This is a genomic window from Streptomyces sp. NPDC058653, assembly GCF_042716895.1.
In the GTDB taxonomy this organism is placed as follows: domain Bacteria; phylum Actinomycetota; class Actinomycetes; order Streptomycetales; family Streptomycetaceae; genus Streptomyces.
The window spans coordinates 82,512-99,089 of the sequence record NZ_JBHXRM010000003.1 but is presented as its reverse complement, the minus strand read 5'-3'; the positions used below and the strand labels follow the sequence as shown (position 1 = coordinate 99,089).

Annotated in this window: 16 protein-coding genes and 1 pseudogene; 8 read left to right on the top strand and 9 right to left on the bottom strand. The window is 71.2% G+C overall.

The genetic code is table 11. From position 1 onward, the window contains the following. Positions 1–183: 183 nt before the first annotated feature. From afsQ1 to ACFWU9_RS03735, 5 genes are all read left to right on the top strand, one after another. The gene (afsQ1, locus tag ACFWU9_RS03755) at positions 184–861 is read left to right on the top strand and encodes a two-component system response regulator AfsQ1 (protein ID WP_023539102.1); all 678 of its coding nucleotides are present in this window, start codon (positions 184–186) and stop codon (positions 859–861) included. Beyond that, positions 759–2,498 (top strand): ATP-binding protein, encoded by a 1,740-nt coding sequence (locus tag ACFWU9_RS03750; protein ID WP_384314912.1) that lies wholly within the window; start codon positions 759–761, stop codon positions 2,496–2,498. The genes afsQ1 and ACFWU9_RS03750 overlap by 103 nt, the downstream gene beginning before the upstream one ends. Further along, entirely contained in the window at positions 2,495–3,115 is a 621-nt protein-coding gene (locus ACFWU9_RS03745) for a hypothetical protein (RefSeq protein ID WP_384314618.1), read from the top strand. Before ACFWU9_RS03750 ends, ACFWU9_RS03745 begins: the two co-directional genes overlap by 4 nt. A 135-nt stretch (positions 3,116–3,250) precedes the next feature. Next, positions 3,251–3,841, top strand: a complete 591-nt coding sequence (locus ACFWU9_RS03740) for a VanZ family protein (RefSeq protein ID WP_384314615.1) — start codon at positions 3,251–3,253, stop codon at positions 3,839–3,841. Positions 3,842–3,931: 90 nt separating this feature from the next. After that, positions 3,932–4,135, top strand: coding sequence for a PspC domain-containing protein (locus tag ACFWU9_RS03735; RefSeq protein ID WP_384314612.1), 204 nt, complete (start codon positions 3,932–3,934; stop codon positions 4,133–4,135). Between the two features lie 79 nt (positions 4,136–4,214). Here ACFWU9_RS03735 and ACFWU9_RS03730 read toward each other — a convergent pair whose 3' ends face one another. Next, positions 4,215–4,547 (bottom strand): ATP-binding protein, encoded by a 333-nt coding sequence (locus ACFWU9_RS03730; RefSeq protein ID WP_384314609.1) that lies wholly within the window; start codon positions 4,545–4,547, stop codon positions 4,215–4,217. Between the two features lie 128 nt (positions 4,548–4,675). After that, positions 4,676–5,830, bottom strand: coding sequence for an adenosine deaminase (locus ACFWU9_RS03725; protein WP_384314606.1), 1,155 nt, complete (start codon positions 5,828–5,830; stop codon positions 4,676–4,678). Between the two features lie 241 nt (positions 5,831–6,071). On the opposite strand from ACFWU9_RS03725, the gene ACFWU9_RS03720 reads away from it, so the two are divergent. Beyond that, positions 6,072–6,752 (top strand): alpha/beta hydrolase, encoded by a 681-nt coding sequence (locus ACFWU9_RS03720; RefSeq protein WP_384314911.1) that lies wholly within the window; start codon positions 6,072–6,074, stop codon positions 6,750–6,752. Positions 6,753–6,797: 45 nt separating this feature from the next. Here ACFWU9_RS03720 and ACFWU9_RS03715 read toward each other — a convergent pair whose 3' ends face one another. Continuing rightward, complete coding sequence (locus ACFWU9_RS03715; protein ID WP_384314604.1) at positions 6,798–7,823, bottom strand: LysR family transcriptional regulator; 1,026 nt, start codon at positions 7,821–7,823, stop codon at positions 6,798–6,800. A gap of 62 nt (positions 7,824–7,885) precedes the next feature. On the opposite strand from ACFWU9_RS03715, the gene ACFWU9_RS03710 reads away from it, so the two are divergent. Further along, the gene (locus tag ACFWU9_RS03710) at positions 7,886–9,175 is read left to right on the top strand and encodes an MFS transporter (protein WP_384314601.1); all 1,290 of its coding nucleotides are present in this window, start codon (positions 7,886–7,888) and stop codon (positions 9,173–9,175) included. A gap of 214 nt (positions 9,176–9,389) precedes the next feature. Then, complete coding sequence (locus tag ACFWU9_RS03705; protein ID WP_384314598.1) at positions 9,390–10,415, top strand: sigma-70 family RNA polymerase sigma factor; 1,026 nt, start codon at positions 9,390–9,392, stop codon at positions 10,413–10,415. Here the strand turns inward: ACFWU9_RS03705 and ACFWU9_RS03700 are convergent. The 6 genes and pseudogenes from ACFWU9_RS03700 to ACFWU9_RS03675 all read right to left on the bottom strand — a co-directional run bounded on the left by ACFWU9_RS03700 (position 10,303) and on the right by ACFWU9_RS03675 (position 16,565). Continuing rightward, on the bottom strand, positions 10,303–10,752 hold the full coding sequence (locus ACFWU9_RS03700; RefSeq protein WP_384314595.1) for an STAS domain-containing protein: 450 nt from the start codon (positions 10,750–10,752) through the stop codon (positions 10,303–10,305). The genes ACFWU9_RS03705 and ACFWU9_RS03700 overlap by 113 nt on opposite strands. Before the next feature lie 99 nt (positions 10,753–10,851). Beyond that, positions 10,852–12,129: a thymidine phosphorylase gene (locus ACFWU9_RS03695; RefSeq protein ID WP_384314592.1), complete on the bottom strand. Its 1,278-nt coding sequence runs from the start codon at positions 12,127–12,129 to the stop codon at positions 10,852–10,854. 29 nt (positions 12,130–12,158) lie between these two features. Next, positions 12,159–12,578 carry a cytidine deaminase gene (locus ACFWU9_RS03690; protein WP_384314590.1) on the bottom strand — a complete coding sequence of 140 codons (420 nt, stop codon included), beginning with the start codon at positions 12,576–12,578 and terminating at the stop codon, positions 12,159–12,161. After that, positions 12,575–13,840 carry an ABC transporter permease gene (locus tag ACFWU9_RS03685; RefSeq protein WP_384314587.1) on the bottom strand — a complete coding sequence of 422 codons (1,266 nt, stop codon included), beginning with the start codon at positions 13,838–13,840 and terminating at the stop codon, positions 12,575–12,577. The genes ACFWU9_RS03690 and ACFWU9_RS03685 overlap by 4 nt, the downstream gene beginning before the upstream one ends. A gap of 92 nt (positions 13,841–13,932) precedes the next feature. Further along, positions 13,933–15,039 (bottom strand): annotated as a pseudogene (locus tag ACFWU9_RS03680) (ABC transporter permease); the annotation flags it as partial. Beyond that, on the bottom strand, positions 15,039–16,565 hold the full coding sequence (locus ACFWU9_RS03675) for an ABC transporter ATP-binding protein (protein WP_384314910.1): 1,527 nt from the start codon (positions 16,563–16,565) through the stop codon (positions 15,039–15,041). The gene ACFWU9_RS03675 and the pseudogene ACFWU9_RS03680, both read right to left, overlap by 1 nt. Positions 16,566–16,578 lie beyond the last annotated feature (13 nt).

Below are 16,578 nucleotides of genomic sequence, written 5' to 3'. Positions count from 1 at the left end.
CGTCGGCGTGGAGTCTGTCTGTTTCCGTCTGCCAAAGAGATTGCCGGGCCAGTTTCTCGGGCCTGTCCGCCGACTGTCACAGGCCTGTCACAGGGGTTCTGGATCTTGGCGGGTGATGTGGCGGAACTGTGGGAGCGCTCCGACTGTCGAACTGTGGTCCCCCCATGGGCCAGAATGACCTCTGTGCCTTTCCTGTTGCTGATCGAGGACGACGACGCCATCCGCACGGCCCTCGAACTCTCGTTGTCACGCCAGGGCCACCGAGTGGCCACTGCGGCGACGGGAGAGGACGGCCTGAATCTGCTGCGAGAACAGCGGCCAGACCTGATCGTTCTGGATGTGATGCTGCCCGGTATCGACGGTTTCGAGGTGTGCCGTCGGATCAGGCGGACCGACCAGCTGCCGATCATCCTGCTGACCGCGCGCAGTGACGACATCGATGTGGTCGTCGGACTCGAATCCGGCGCGGACGACTATGTGGTCAAGCCCGTGCAGGGCCGGGTGCTCGACGCCCGTATCCGTGCCGTCCTGCGGCGCGGGGAGCGGGAGTCGACCGATTCCGCGACCTTCGGCAGCCTGGTCATCGACCGTTCCGCGATGACGGTGACGAAGAACGGCGACGATCTCCAGCTCACGCCGACCGAGCTGCGGCTGCTGCTGGAGCTGAGCCGGCGGCCCGGCCAGGCCCTGTCCCGGCAGCAGTTGCTGCGGCTGGTGTGGGAGCACGACTATCTCGGCGACTCGCGGCTGGTCGACGCCTGTGTGCAGCGACTGCGCGCCAAGGTCGAGGACGTGCCCTCGTCACCGACGCTGATCCGTACCGTACGAGGCGTGGGCTACCGGCTGGACGCGCCTTCGTGAGCGGCCAGGAACCCGCGCCCACCAGATCGTCGGACAGCATGGACGGATCGGACCGAACGGACATAGCAGACGGAACGCAGGGGGAAGCGGCGGACGGAACGGCCGGGCGGAGTACGCGCAAGAGGGCCTTCCTCGCCGGGCTGCGCTGGACGAGCCTGCGGCTGCGGCTGGTCGTCGTCTTCGGGGCCGTCGCGCTGACCGCCGCCGTCTCGGCGTCCGGGATCGCGTACTGGCTCAACCGCGAGTCGGTGCTCTCCCGTACGCAGACGGCCGCGCTCAAGGAGTTCAAGCAGGAGATGCGGGACAAGGCCGCGCAGCTCCCGCTGCGGCCGACGCAGCCCGAACTCGAGTACACGGCCCAGCAGATGGCCAAGAGCAGCGCCGGGTTCAGTGTGCTGCTGATCGGTGAGCGCGCCGAGAAGAAGCCGGTGGCCGGGGTCTCCGACCAGGACGCGTTCACCCTGGACGACGTGCCGAAGTCGTTGCAGACGGCGGTGAACGACCGGCAGGAGGTGACGTCGGGCAACACCTCGCCGTACCACATCTTCTGGCAGCGCACCCAGCGCGGACAGACGCCGTATCTGGTCGGCGGCACCCGGATCGTCGGCGGCGGACCGACCGGCTACGTGTTCCTCTCGCTCGAACAGGAACGGGAGGACCTCAACGCGCTGGCGTGGTCGCTGGCGATCGCGACGGGCCTCGCGCTCGTCGGGTCCGCGCTGCTGGCGCAGGCGGCGGCCACGACCGTGCTCAAGCCGGTGCAGCGCCTCGGCGACGCGGCGCGGCAGCTCGGCGAGGGCAAGCTCGACACCCGGCTGCGGGTGTCGGGGACGGACGAACTGGCCGATCTGTCGCGGACGTTCAACAACGCGGCCGCCTCCCTCCAGAAGAAGATCGACGACATGAGCGCGCGTGAGGAGTCGAGCCGGCGCTTCGTCGCCGACATGTCGCACGAGCTGCGCACCCCACTGACCGCCCTGACGGCGGTGACCGAGGTGCTGGAGGACGAGGCGGACACGCTCGACCCCATGATCGCGCCCGCCGTGACGCTGGTGGTGAGCGAGACCCGCAGGCTCAACGACCTCGTGGAGAACCTGATGGAGGTGACCCGCTTCGACGCGGGCACCGCCCGGCTGGTCCTCGACGACGTCGACGTCGCCGACCAGGTCACCGCCTGCATCGACGCGCGTGCCTGGCTGGACGCGGTGGAGCTGGACGCCGAGCGCGGCATGATGGTCCGTCTCGATCCGCGCAGGCTCGATGTGATCCTGGCGAATCTGATCGGCAACGCGCTCAAGCACGGCGGTTCGCCGGTACGGGTCTCGGTGCGCGCCGTCGGCCGCGAGCTGGTCATCGAGGTACGCGACAACGGGCCGGGCATCCCGGAGGACGTACTGCCGCACGTGTTCGACCGCTTCTACAAGGCCAGCGCGTCACGGCCGAGGTCGGAGGGCAGCGGCCTGGGGCTCTCCATCGCGATGGAGAACGCGCACATCCACGGAGGCGACATCACCGCCGCCAACGCCCCCGACGGCGGGGCCGTGTTCGTGCTGACGCTGCCGCGCGACGACTCGGAGGAGATCGACGACGAGGACGGGCACGGCGGCGCGGGGCCAGAGGGAGGCGAGACGCAGTGAGGTCGAGAACACCGGCCGGCCGGGTCCTCGCCGTACTCGCGGGAACGCTCGCGCTGGCGGGCGCCCTGAGCGGCTGCGGCATCAGGACGACCACGGTGCCGGTGGACGCGGGCGCCGCGCCCTCACGGGTGCCGTGCGAGGTCTCCGAGGGCAATCTGACCACCCAGGCGCAGCCGGGGGCCGCCGTCAGGGTCTATCTGGTGTGCGGGTCCGGGCTGGTGGCGGTGGAGCGCACGGCGGCCCTGCCTCCGGACAAGAAGCTCGGTGACCGTCTGCAGGTGGCCCAGGCGCTGGTGGACGAGTTGGAGGAGCAGCCGTCGTCCACGGAGCAGGAGGCGGGCTTCTCGACGTACGTACGGGGGCCGCTGAGCCTCTCCGAGGCGCGGGCGGGCGACCCGCTCGGCACACTGCGGCTGAACCGCCAGCCCGAGGACCTGCCGACGGCCGCGCTGGCGCAGATCGTGTGCACGCTCGTCGAGGGCGCGGCGACGGACGGTTCGGTGGTGCTGGGCGGCCCCGGGGAGTACGGAGCGCGCGGCTACCGGTGCGACGACGAGACCAAGCGCAGCCCCGACCTGGCCGTGCCGACGACGGGGCCGCTTCCGTCCGCTTCCTGAGGAGGCGGGGGCTCCGGCGCCGGCGCCGGAGACGTACGGAGCCCGCCGGGGTCCTGGGGGTGACACCCGTCTCACGTGGCCCTCCTTTTGGAACTCGCCGGAACCGTTCCCGTCGGTGGCCGCGTCTTGTCGTTCGTGCAGCGCCAAGGTCAGAGCGGCAGTGCCGCTTTCCGCTTCCGCGTGGCGGGGGTCATCCTCCTCGTCGCGCATCTGCTGCTCGTCGCGTGGCTGACGTTGCGCCCGCTGGACGTGGTGTGGGTGACCGCGGCGAACCTCCAGCCACTGGCGGGCATCAAAGCCGATCTCGCGCTCGGGGCGCCCCAGGCGATCCGGCGGATCGGTGAGGCGCTGCTCCTGCTGGCGCCCCTCGGGGTCCTCCTCCCGATGGTGGGGGGCAGACTCGCCGTCTCGCCGCTGGCGTCGCTGGCCCGCACGATGGCCGCGGGGGCCTTCCTCTCGCTGGGGATCGAACTGCTCCAGACCGGTATCCCGGGGCAGGTCGTCGACGTGGACTCGCTGCTGCTCAACACGGTCGGGGTCGGGCTGGCCCATCTGCTGGTCGTGCCCGCCGGACGCGCTAGGCTGCGGCGCATACGCGGGGGTGGACGCGGGCCCGCGCCGGAGCGTCCCCGGCGGAACGCGCGCGTAGTACCCAAGGGTGAGGCGGTGGCGGAGGCTCCTCAGGGGACGCCCCCGACGATTACCAGGGTCGGCATCGCCCCGTAGAGCGACGCTTTGTCCGGTGCTCCGAGGCCACCATTGAGTCATCGGGAGCACATACGGAGCTCCCTCCACGGACTCGCGAAGGAGCCCATCATGTCTGCGATTGCCCGCCCCCGAGAGGGTCGAATGATCGGTGGAGTGTGCGCGGCGCTGGCACGGCGCTTCGGCACCTCCGCGAACACCATGCGTGTGATCTTCCTGGCCTCGTGTCTGCTGCCCGGCCCGCAGTTCCTGGTCTATCTGGCGCTCTGGGTGTTCCTGCCGAGCCGGAAGACCGCGTCCGACACCGCCTGGTAGAGCGCTCGCACGGACGAAAGGCGGGGCTTCACCCGGAACGACCGGGTGAGGCCCCGCCTTCCTGTGTACGGCCCTTGTCCTAGCCGAGGGGCAGCGTGCCGACCGGGAGCCCGCCCAGCAGGCCCGCGAGGGGGCCGGCGGCGGTGAGGGCGGAGAGAGCCGTGGGAGCGGTCTGCTGGACCGTACCGAGGCCGCTGCCGAGCGCGCTGCGGGCCGCGGTCAGACCCTCGGTGGTGCCGTCGGGGAGACCGCTGGTGAGGGTCTCCGCCGGCAGGTTCTTGGTGACGCTGTCCAGAGCGGCACCGGCGTCGGGGGCGGCGGGCGCGGCGGCGGACGCGCTACCGGCGGCGGTGGCGGCGAAGGCGGCGCCGAGGGCGGCGACGCCGAGTGTCTTGGCAGCGGACTGCTTCATGGAGATGTCGTCCCTTGGGGAATGGGGAATATGAGCGGCTCCGCAAGTTAGCCATCGCCGCGCACGCGCCGCAAACACCCGGCGGCGAACCGGATTTCGTGTCCCGGTCCGATTCGCCGCTCCGGCGATCAGTCGGATCGGACGGGAGAATCGCTGGTCGTGGCGGTTTGCGTGAACAGCCATTCGGATTTCAATTCGGCGTACCCGGGCTTGATCACCTCGTTGATCATGGCCAGTCGTTCATCGAAAGGAATGAATGCTGATTTCATCGCATTGACCGAGAACCACTGCATGTCGTCGAGCGTGTAGTCGAACGCCTCGACCAGCAGCTCGAATTCACGGCTCATGCTCGTCCCGCTCATGAGCCGGTTGTCGGTGTTCACGGTCGCCCGGAAATGCAGTTCGCGCAGCAGACCGATGGGGTGTTCGGCGATCGACGCGGCGGCGCCGGTCTGGAGGTTGGAGCTCGGGCAGAGCTCCAGCGGGACGCGCTTGTCGCGTACGTAGGAGGCCAGCCGCCCGAGTCTCACCGAGCCGTCGTCGGCGACCTCGATGTCGTCGATGATGCGCACGCCGTGGCCGAGCCGGTCGGCGCCGCACCACTGGAGGGCCTGCCAGATCGACGGGAGGCCGAAGGCCTCGCCCGCGTGGATGGTGAAGTGGTTGTTCTCGCGCTTGAGGAACTCGAAGGCGTCCAGGTGCCGGGTGGGCGGGAAGCCCGCCTCCGCGCCCGCGATGTCGAAGCCGACGACGCCCGAGTCCCGGTAGCGGTTGGCCAGTTCGGCGATCTCCAGGGCGCGGGCCGCGTGCCGCATCGCGGTCAGCAGGGCGCCGACGCGGATACGGCGGCCGTCCTCGCGGGCACGGCGCTCACCCTCCTTGAAGCCCTCGTTCACGGCCTCCACGACCTCTTCGAGGCTGAGGCCGCCCTCCAGGTGCTGCTCGGGGGCGTAACGCACCTCGGCGTAGACCACGCCGTCGCGCGCGAGGTCCTCGGCGCACTCGGCGGCGACGCGGACGAGCGCGTCGCGGGTCTGCATGACGGCGCAGGTGTGCGCGAACGTCTCCAGATACCGCTCCAGCGAGCCGGAGTCGGCGGCCTCGCGGAACCAGAGGCCGAGCTTGTCGGGCTCCGTCTCCGGAAGGCCCTCGTAGCCCGTCTCACCGGCCAGTTCGACGATCGTGCCCGGGCGCAGGCCTCCGTCGAGATGGTCGTGGAGGAGCACCTTGGGGGCGCGGCGGATCTGGTCACCCGTGAGCGGTCGGTAGGTCTGGCTCGTCATCTGCGCAGCCTATCGCCTACGCGCGTAGAAGACCCCTTGCCGATACCCAACAGTGACCGTGCGTACGGGTGCCGTACACCTCACCTTCTGAGACTGTTCTGCTATGGGACAGCACGAGGTTCCCGGCCCCGGCGGGCGCACGCCGGGGCGCGGCGCAGGCATCCGCGGGCGTCGTACGCAGTCACAGGCACGGCTGGGGCGGGCGATCTCCGCGCCGACCGCGCCACCTGAGGTCGGCGGGGTGGTTCTCGTACTGCCGCCGGGCGAACTCGTCTCCGCGCGTGGGCCCTCGGCCGTCGCCCACGTCTCGATGCTGCCGCTGGCACGGAGGCTGGCCCGCGCGGGCGCGCACGAGGGGCTGATCGTCCATATGGTCCGCTACCGCTCACGCGGCTGGAACGGCGCCGACGCCCAGCTCTCGGCCGACGCCGGGTGGGCGGCGGAGGAGGTCGGGCGCCGCTACGGCGACGTACCGGTCTGTCTGGCCGGGCACGGCATGGGCGCACGGGCCGCCCTGCACGCCGCCGGGCATCCGGCCGTCAGCTCGGTGCTGGCGATGGCGCCCTGGCTGCCGGACCGGACGGCGGGCGACGAGCCCGAGCCGGTGACCCAGCTCGCGGGCCGGCAGGTGCTGATCGTGCACGGCACCAACGACGAGCGCAGCGACCCCGAGCTGTCCTACCGGCTGGCGGAGCGGGCCAGGAAGGCCAACCGGCACACCTGCCGCTTCGAGGTCCATTCGGACGGGCACGCGCTGCGTCAGCACCACGGTGAAGTCCTCGCGCTGGCCACGGACTTCGTCCTCGGGGCGCTGCTCACGCGGACGTACTCCCGTCCGGTGGCCGACGCGCTGGCCGCGCCGCCGCCGCTGGGTCTGCGGATGCCGCTCGCGGCGGGCTTCGGGCGGTCGCTGCGGCCGTAGGGCGGGCGCATGCGGGCCGTTGGGCGGCCGGCGGACCGACGGGCGTCAGTCGGGCAGCAGATGGCCCCGTCGCGAGAGCAGGAAGCGCTTGAAGGCGGCCACCGGCGGGGTGTCGGGGTGGCCGTCGAGCCAGGCCACGCCGACCTCGCGCACCGCGCGGGGCGCGGTGACCGTCAGCTCCACGACCCCGGGGCGCGCCACCGCCGGGGGCGGCAGCAGCGCGACGCCGAGTCCCGCCGCGACCAGTCCGCGCAGGGTCTCGGCCTCCTCGCCCTCGAAGGCGACGCGGGGGCGGAACCCGGCGGCCTCGCAGAGGTCGTCGGTGATACGGCGCAGCCCGTAACCCGGTTCGAGGGTCACGAACGTCTCGTCGGACGCCTCGGCGAGACGGACGCGTCGGCGGCCGGCCAGACGGTGGTCGTCGGGGACGACGAGCCGCAGCCGCTGTTCGTCGAGGCGGCGGGCGACCAGGTCGGGGGCCTCGGGGATCGGGGAGGTGAGGCAGAGATCCAGCTCGCCGGCGCGCAGGCCCTCCAGCATCGCCTCGCCGTAGTTCTGCACGAGCTGGAAGCGGACGCGGGGGTGGTCGGCGCGGAAGGCGCGGATCAGCTCGGGGACGGTCTCGGAGCCCATCGTGTGCAGGAAGCCGAAGGCGACCTTGCCCGACGCGGGGTCGGCGTCGGCCCGTACGGATTCGGCCGCCCGCTCCACCTCGGCGAGCGCGCCCTCCACGGAGGTGAGGAAGGCGCGACCGGCCGGGGTGAGCGAGACGGTGCGGCCCTTGCGGGCGAACAGGGCGACTCCCAGGTCCTGTTCGAGGCGGACCATCGCCCGCGAGAGCGTGGACTGCGGGACGTTCATCTCGTGCGCGGCCCGGGTCACGTGCTCGTGGCGCGCGACGCCCGCGAACTGGGCCAGCCGGGGCGCCAGCAGCGCCGGCCAGGACCCGGGGTCCAGATCGGCGGTGGGCGGCGCGGAGGAGGGCGGGGTGGCCGTCGGGGTCGACGGTGCGATGTCTTCCTCGTAACCGCTTGATGACAGCCGGGGCCCGGGCCTGCGTTGATGCGCCATGGGAACGATTATGGCGATTCCATGCATTGGACGCATGAGATCCGCCTCCGTACGTTCGTCGTATGCCCGACCTCAGTACAGAGGCGCCCGTCCGTACGGGTGCCCTCGCCTCCGCGCCCACCGACCCTCCGGCCTCCGAGCCCCTCACCCCCGGCCGGCCCGGCTACCGCCGGATGAGCTTCGCCCTCTTCGCCGCCGGGGTCGCCGCCTTCGCGCTGCTCTACTCCACGCAGGCGCTGCTGCCCGCCATCTCCGCCGGCCTCGACGCGACGGCCGCCCAGGCCAGTTGGACGGTCTCGGCCGCGACGGGCGCGCTCGCGCTCTTCGTACTGCCGCTCAGCGCGCTGTCCGAGCGCTTCGGCCGACGCACCCTGATGACGCTCTCGCTGACGGTCGCGGTGGCCGTCGGACTGCTCGTGCCGTTCGCGCCGAGCCTGGAGTGGCTGATCGCGCTGCGCGCGGTCCAGGGCGCGGCGCTGGCCGGGCTGCCCGCGTCGGCGATGGCGTATCTGGCGGAGGAGGTACGGCCAAAGGCGCTGGTCGGCGCGGTCGGGCTCTTCGTCGCGGGCAACAGCATCGGCGGTATGAGCGGCCGGATCGTGGCCGGCTGGGTCAGCCAGCTGTGGGGCTGGCGGGCCGCGCTGGCGGCCGTCGGGCTGATCGCCCTGGTGTGCGCGGTGCTCTTCCGCGTACTGCTGCCGAAGGCCCGCAACTTCACCCCGGCGACGCTCAACCCGCTCGCGCTGGCGAAGACCGTCGGACGCCATCTGTCCGATCCGCTGCTGCGCAGGCTGTACGCGATCGGCGCGCTCTTCATGACCGTGTTCGGCGCGGTCTACACGGCGATCGGATTCCGGCTGGTGGAGGCGCCGTTCAACCTCCCGCAGGGCGTGATCGGTTCGATCTTCCTGGTCTATCTCGTCGGTACGCTCTCGTCGGCCGCGGCCGGGAGGCTGGTGGGCCGGCTGGGGCGGCGCGGCGCGCTGTATCTGGCGGTCGGCACGACGGCGGCGGGTCTGCTGCTGTCGCTGGCCGACTCGCTCGGCGCCGTACTGCTCGGTCTCGTCCTGATCACGGCGGGCTTCTTCGCCGGTCACGCCGTCGCCTCGTCGGCCGTGAGCCGGACGGCGAGGACCGGCCGCGCGCAGGCGTCGGCGCTCTACCAGAGCGCGTACTACGTGGGCAGCAGCGCCGGCGGCACGCTGGGCGCGGTGGCGTTCCACGCGGGCGGCTGGGGGGCGACGGTCGCGCTCGGGCTGCTCGCGGTGCTCGGTGTGGTCTCGGTGACGCTGTACGGGACGCACGCGGCCCGTACGGAGCGGCGGGCCCTCGCGGTGGCAGCGGGCCGCTAGAAGGCCCCCGGGGAGCGCCCCCACCGGGAGCACGCACGGGGTCGGCCCGCCGGGGGCGCGCCGCCGGGAATCCGGCCGCGGGGCTCCGGGCACCCTCGAACGGGGCTGCACACCATGGGCCGGACCAGGCAGTTTTCTCCGTAGCGGGGCGATTGTCAGTGGGCTGCGGTAGCTTCCGGTGAACTGGATCCAAAGGGGGCGACTGGGGTGACCGATGAGTGATCTGGCTACGACCGAGGACCTTGATGCCCGGCTGGAGAAGCACCGGACCGAGCTGACCGGGTACTGCTACCGGATGCTGGGTTCCGCCTTCGAGGCCGAGGACGCCGTGCAGGACACAATGGTGCGTGCCTGGCGGAGTTTCGAGAAGTTCGAGGGCCGCTCGTCGCTGCGCTCGTGGCTCTACCGCATCGCGACGAACGTCTGCCTCGACATGCTGCACGCGGGCAATCGACGGGCCCGGCCCATGGATCTCTCGGAGGCGACCCCGGTGTCCCAGGCGAAGCTGAACGCACGTCCGGAGGTCACCTGGCTGGAGCCGGTCCCCGACGGCCGGGTGCTGCCCTCCGTGGTCGACCCCGCCGAGACCGCGGTCGAGCGGGAGACGATCCGGCTCGCCTTCGTCGCCGCGCTCCAGCATCTGCCGCCCAAGCAGCGGGCCGTGCTGATCCTGCGCGAGGTGCTGGCGTGGAAGGCGAGCGAGGTCGCCGAGCTGCTGGGGACGACGGTCGCCTCGGTCAACAGCGCGCTCCAGCGGGCCCGCGCGACGATCGCCGAGTCCGAACCGGCCGCCACCGACGCGTCGGACCCGCTCGACGAGGAGCAGAAGGAGCTCCTGGAGCGGTATGTGGCCGCGTTCGAGGGCTATGACATGAAGGCGCTGACCGCGCTCCTCCATGAGGACGCGACGCTCTCCATGCCCCCGTACGACCTGTGGCTGCGCGGGCACGAGAACATCGTCGGCTGGATGCTCGGTGTCGGCGAGGTCTGCCGCGGCTCCCGTCTGGTGCCGACGGTCGCCAACGGCACACCCGCGTTCGCGCACTACCACCCGAGCCCGGACGGCGACGGGTACACCCCGTGGGCGCTCATGGTCATCGAGATCAGCGAGGGCAGGATCACGGGGATCAACTCGTTCCTGGACACCGAGCGCTGGTTCCCGCTCTTCGATCTCCCGGCGCGCCTGGAGAAGGACGAGCGACAGGTACGGGCCCAGGCTCGGGCCGAGGAAGGCAGTTAGGACGGCCGGGGGGATCCGGGCCCGTCTCCACCGAACCGCCGCGGGGCTCGTCGGACCGGACGATGTCCGTCAGGCCGACGAGCTCCAGCAGCAGGAGCAGTTCGGGTCCCGCGCCCCGCAGCCGGATCCGGCAGCCGTGTCTGCCGGCGACGAGTTGCAGTCGGGCCAGCGCGTTCACGGTGGCCACGGTCGGACGGCCGAGGGCGCCGACGTCGCAGACCGCGTCGGTGGCGTCGCTGTCCCTGAGCCGCGCGGCCAACTGGTCGCAGAGGCCCGGGACATCGGCCGCGGTGATCGGTCCGCGCAGGGCGAGGAGGATCGTGCTGGTGGCTTCCACGCCCAATGAGACCGGCGCCCGGGCCGGAACTCATCGCAGCACGCCGGACACGGTCCGTACGGAGCGGGGCCAGCACCGTACGGACCCGGCGCGGTCGCGTCAGGCGATGCGGTCGAGCACGATCGGCGCCGCGGTGAACGCGGTGCCGGCCGGAGCGATGTCGTAGGCCGCCGTGAGTGATTCGAGGGCGTAGTCGAACTTCGAGGGCGTGTCGGTGTGCAGCGTGAGCAGCGGCTGCCCGGCCGTCACGGTGTCGCCGGGCTTGGCGTGCAGCTCCACGCCCGCGCCCGCCTGGACCGCGTCCTCCTTACGGGCCCGGCCCGCGCCCAAGCGCCAGGCGGCGACGCCGATGTCGTACGCGTCGAGCCGGGTCAGCACCCCGGACGACGGCGCGGTGAGCACCTGGCGCTCACGGGCCACCGGGAGGGCCGCGTCCGGGTCGCCGCCCTGGGCCGCGATCATCCGGCGCCAGACGTCCATCGCGGAGCCGTCGGCCAGCGCCTTGGCCGGGTCGGTGTCCCGCAGGCCGGCGGCGTCGAGCATCTCGCGGGCCAGCGCCAGCGTCAGCTCGACCACATCGGCCGGGCCGCCGCCCGCGAGGACCTCGACCGACTCGCGTACCTCCAGGGCGTTGCCCGCGGTGCGGCCGAGCGGGGTCGCCATGTCGGTGAGCAGCGCCACGGTCCGTACGCCGTGGTCGGTGCCGAGACCGACCATGGTCGCGGCCAGCTCGCGCGCGTCCTCGGCCGTCTTCATGAACGCGCCGGAGCCGACCTTGACGTCCAGGACGAGTGAGCCGGTGCCCTCGGCGATCTTCTTGGACATGATCGAGGAGGCGATGAGCGGGATCGCCTCCACGGTGCCGGTGACATCGCGCAGCGCGTACAGCTTCTTGTCGGCCGGGGCCAGACCGTCACCGGCGGCGCAGATCACGGCGCCGACGGAGTCCAGCACCTCCAGCATCCGGGCGTTGGAGACACCCGCGCGCCAGCCGGGGATGGACTCCAGCTTGTCGAGGGTGCCGCCGGTGTGGCCGAGGCCCCGTCCGCTGAGCTGGGGAACGGCCGCTCCGCAGGCGGCCACGAGCGGGGCGAGCGGCAGCGTGATCTTGTCGCCGACGCCTCCCGTCGAGTGCTTGTCGGCGGTGGGCCGGGAGAGCGAGGAGAAGTCCATGCGCTCGCCGGAGGCGATCATCGCGGCGGTCCAGTGGGCGATCTCCGTGCGGTTCATACCGTTCAGCAGGATCGCCATGGCGAGGGCCGACATCTGCTCGTCGGCCACCTCACCGCGCGTGTAGGCGTCGATGACCCACTCGATCTGCTCGGGGCTCAGCTCGCCCCGGTCCCGCTTGGTACGGATGACGGAGATGGCGTCCATGGGTGTCCTTAGCGCGGGTGCGAGTGGTCTTACGCGAGGTGCTGCCGGCCGAAGGCCTGGGGCAGCATCTCGGAGAGCGGGAGGATTCCGGCCGGGGTGTCCAGCAGCAGGCCGGGGCCGCCGAATTCGGAGAGCAGCTGACGGCACCGGCCGCACGGCACGAGCGGTTCGCCCGCGCCGTCCACACAGGTGAAGTGGGTGAGCCGGCCGCCGCCCGTGGCGTGGAGGTGGGAGACGAGCCCGCACTCGGCGCAGAGGCCGAGGCCGTACGAGGCGTTCTCGACGTTGCAGCCGGTGACGGTCCTGCCGTCGTCCACGCGGGCGGCGGCGCCGACCGGGAAGCCCGAGTACGGCGCGTAGGCACGGGACATGGCGTCCCGGGCCGCCTCGCGCAGGGCCCCCCAGTCGATCGATCCGCCTCTGCCGCCACCCGCGCCGGTGTCTGTCATGTGCCTTGGCCTCTTCGATAGGTCATGCCGTCGGCCTTGGGCATCCGCAGCCGCTGCGCTGACAACGCGAGGACGAGGAGGGTGGTCACGTACGGCGCGGCGTCCACGAACTGGCTCGGGACCTGGTCCGTCAGGGCGTACCAGAGGAACAGCAGCGCGGAGACGGCCGCGGAGATCATGGCCGGGACGTAGCGGCGCCTGTAGAGCTGCCAGCCCACGACGAGCACCAGCAGGATCGCCAGCAGGAGCAGCATGGCGTGCACGTTCTCGGCGCCGCCGCGCAGCTTGAGGCTGTCGGTGAAGCCGAACAGTCCGGCGCCCAGGGCCATACCGCCCGGCATCCAGTTGCCGAAGATCATCGCGGCGAGACCGATGTAACCGCGGCCGCCGGTCTGGTTCTCCTGGTAGATGCCGGTGGCGACGATGGCCAGGAAGGCACCGCCGAGTCCGGCGAGGCCGCCGGAGACGGTGACGGCGATGTACTTGTACTTGTAGACGTTGACGCCGAGCGTCTCGGCGGCGATCGGGTTCTCACCGCAGGAGCGCAGCCGCAGCCCGAAGGACGTACGCCACAGGATCCACCAGGTGCCCGGGATCAGCAGCAGGGCGACGATCGTCAGCAGGGACAGGCCCGTCACCAGACCGCCGAGCACTCCGGCCAGGTCCGAGATCAGGAACCAGTGTCTCTGCTGGAGATCGACGAGCCCGTCGGAGAGTCCCGGGACGGTGATCTCGGTGATCGAGTCGATCCGTGGGGACTGCTTGGAGGAGCCGCCGGGCTCGTTGGCGAAGGTGAAGTTGGAGAGGTAGCGGGTCACGCCGACGGCGAGGATGTTGATGGCCACACCGGAGACGATGTGGTTCACGCCGAAGGTGACGGTCACGATCGCGTGCAGCAGCCCGCCGAGCGCCCCGCCGAGTATGCCGAACAGCACGCCCACCCAGGGGCCCCACTGGAATCCGGCCCAGGCGCCGAACCAGGTGCCGAGGACGAGCATTCCTTCGAGGCCGATGTTGATGACGCCCGCGCGCTCGGCCCACAGGCCGCCGAGTCCGGCGAGGCCGATGGGGACGGCGAGTTCGAGCGCGCCGGCCACCTGTCCTACGGAGGTGATGTCGTCCGCGCCGCTGATGAGGCGGACCAGGGAGACCAGGGCGAGGGCGCCGGCCATGATCAGCAGGATGACGGGCAGGCTGAGCTTGCGCCGCCCGCCGCCCTTCTTGGGAGCCGTGCTCGCCGCGGTCACGGTGCTGGTGCTCACAGGGCAGCCCCCTTGTCGTTCTTGTCACCGGAAAGGGAAGCGGTCGCGGAAGCGGGGTCGGGGCCGGAGCCCGGGCCGGACCCTGGTCCCGGGTCGGCCTCGGTCGGGATCGCGCCGCCCGCCGCGAGTTCCTCGCCGACCTTCTGCTGCTGGCGCCGGAGTCCGTACCGGCGGACCAGTTCGTAGCTGACCACGACCGAGATCACGATCAGGCCCTGCATGATCGTCGCGATCTCCTTCTCGTACCCGAACTGGTCGAGGGAGGCGGACGACTTGTCGAGGAAGGCGATCAGCAGCGCGCTGAACGCGATCCCCAGCGGGTGGTTGCGGCCCAGCAGCGCGATGGTGATGCCGGTGAAGCCGATGCCCGTGGGGAAGTCGAGGCTGTACGTATGGGTGTCTCCGAGCAGCGTCGGCATACCGACCAGGCCGGCTATGCCGCCGGAGATCAGCATCGAGGTGAGGACCATCTTCTTGGCGTCCACACCGGAGGCCTGCGCGGCGCTCTCGCTGGCGCCGGTGGCGCGCAGGTCGAAGCCGAAGCGGGTACGGCCGAGGACGAACCAGTAGATGACACCGCAGAGCGCGGCGACGAAGGTGAACCCGTAGATCTCACCGGCCTCGGCGCCCATGTTCAGCCCGGGGAACCAGCCGGCCTCGGGGATCTCGCCGGTCGTCAGGTTGTTGGAGCCGGCGGGCTGCTCGCCGAAGTTCTTCGGCAGGATCAGCCAGGCGACGAGGCTGGTCGCGATGGAGTTGAGCATGATCGTGGAGACGACCTCGCTCACCCCGCGCGTGGTCTTGAGGATGCCCGCGATACCGGACCAGAAGGCCCCGACGAGCATCGCGGTGACGACGATGAGCGCGATCTGGAGCGGTCCGGGCAGGTTCACGCTGGCACCGACGAGCGCCGCCATCATCGCGGCGAGACGGTACTGGCCGTCGACCCCGATGTTGAAGAGGTTCATCCGGAAGCCGACGGCGACGGCGAGCGCGGCGAGGTAGTACGTACCGGCCTGGTTGACGATCAGGACCTGTACGTCGACGTAGCTCGCCGACTCGAACATGATCCGGTACGGCTCCCACGGGTTGGTGCCCGAGACGAGCAGCACCACCGTGGTGAGGGCGATGGCGACGACCAGCGCGAGCACCGGGCCGGCGAGGCCCAGGATCAGCCGGTCCTTGTCGAACTTCTTCATCAGGCCTCGTCCTCCGGGGCTGCGTCGAGATGACCGCCGGCGGCGCCGGTCATGGCCGTGCCGAGCTCCTCCGGGGTGATGGTCGCGGGGTCCGCGTCGGCGACGAGCCTGCCGCGGTACATCACGCGCAGGGTGTCGGAGAGTCCGATCAGCTCGTCCAGGTCCGCGGAGATCAGCAGCACCGCGAGCCCGTCGTGGCGCGCGGCCTTGATCTGGTCCCAGATCTGGGCCTGTGCGCCGACGTCCACACCGCGGGTCGGATGGGCGGCGATCAGCAGCTTCGGCCGGTGGCTCATCTCGCGGCCGACGATCAGCTTCTGCTGGTTGCCGCCGGAGAGGGACGCGGCCGTGACGTCGATGCCGGGGGTGCGGACGTCGTACTCGACCACGATGCGCTTGGTGTCGCTCCGCGCGGCCTTGGGGTCGAGGAGTCCGCGCCGGCTGTTGGGGGGCTCGGTGACATGGCCGAGAATACGGTTCTCCCACAGGGGCGCCTCCAGCAGCAGCCCGTGCCGGTGCCGGTCCTCGGGGATGTAGCCGATGCCGCTCTCGCGGCGCTGCCGGGTGGGCGCGTGGGAGATGTCGGCGCTCCCGAGGGTGATCACACCGCCGTCGGGGTCGCGCAGGCCCATCAGCGTCTCGATCAGCTCGGTCTGCCCGTTGCCCTCGACGCCCGCGATGCCCAGGATCTCGCCGCGGTGGATGGTGAAGCCGATGTCGGCGAGCACCTCGCGTACGGCGCCGTCGCTGTCGGTGGCCGTGAGCCGCAGGTCCGCGACCTTGAGCACGGGTATGTCGGTGACGGTCGACTCGCGGGTCTCGGGCGAGGGGAGTTCGGTGCCGACCATCAGCTCGGCGAGCTGCTTGGTCGTGGTGTCGGCGGGGTCGGCCGTGCCCACGGTCGTACCGCGCCGGATGACGGTGATGTCGTCGGCGACGGACAGCACCTCGCCCAGCTTGTGGGAGATGAAAATGACGGTGAGGCCCTCGGCCTTGAGCTCGCGCAGGTTGTCGAAGAGGGCGTCGACCTCCTGGGGGACGAGGACCGCGGTGGGCTCGTCGAGGATCAGGATGCGGGCGCCCCGGTAGAGGACCTTGAGGATCTCCACGCGCTGGCGGTCGGCCACACCGAGGTCTTCGACGAGGGCGTCGGGACGGACGCCGAGACCGTACGCGCCGGAGATCTCGTCGATCTTGTCACGGGCCCCCTGCCCGATGCCGTGCAGCTTCTCCGCGCCCAGGACGACGTTCTCCAGGACCGTGAGGTTGTCGGCCAGCATGAAGTGCTGGTGCACCATGCCGATGCCGCGCGCGATGGCGTCGGCCGGGCTGTTGAAGCCGACCTGGGTGCCGTCGACGGTGATCGTCCCCTCGTCCGGCTTCTGCATGCCGTAGAGGATCTTCATCAGGGTCGACTTGCCGGCACCGTTCTCACCGACAAGGGCGTGCACGGTGCCCTTGCCGATGGTGATGGCTATGTCGTGGTTGGCGACGACGCCGGGGAAGCGCTTGGTGATGCCGTGCAGTTCTACGGCGGGG

Coding starts and splice junctions, on each gene's coding strand:
- ACFWU9_RS03695 (WP_384314592.1), bottom strand. CDS start 12,129: ATGGACGCCATCTCCGTCATCCGTACCAAGCGGGACCGGGGCGAGCTG.
- ACFWU9_RS03735 (WP_384314612.1), top strand. CDS start 3,932: ATGTCTGCGATTGCCCGCCCCCGAGAGGGTCGAATGATCGGTGGAGTG.
- ACFWU9_RS03715 (WP_384314604.1), bottom strand. CDS start 7,823: ATGGCGCATCAACGCAGGCCCGGGCCCCGGCTGTCATCAAGCGGTTAC.
- ACFWU9_RS03705 (WP_384314598.1), top strand. CDS start 9,390: ATGAGTGATCTGGCTACGACCGAGGACCTTGATGCCCGGCTGGAGAAG.
- ACFWU9_RS03730 (WP_384314609.1), bottom strand. CDS start 4,547: ATGAAGCAGTCCGCTGCCAAGACACTCGGCGTCGCCGCCCTCGGCGCC.
- ACFWU9_RS03710 (WP_384314601.1), top strand. CDS start 7,886: ATGCCCGACCTCAGTACAGAGGCGCCCGTCCGTACGGGTGCCCTCGCC.
- ACFWU9_RS03725 (WP_384314606.1), bottom strand. CDS start 5,830: ATGACGAGCCAGACCTACCGACCGCTCACGGGTGACCAGATCCGCCGC.
- ACFWU9_RS03690 (WP_384314590.1), bottom strand. CDS start 12,578: ATGACAGACACCGGCGCGGGTGGCGGCAGAGGCGGATCGATCGACTGG.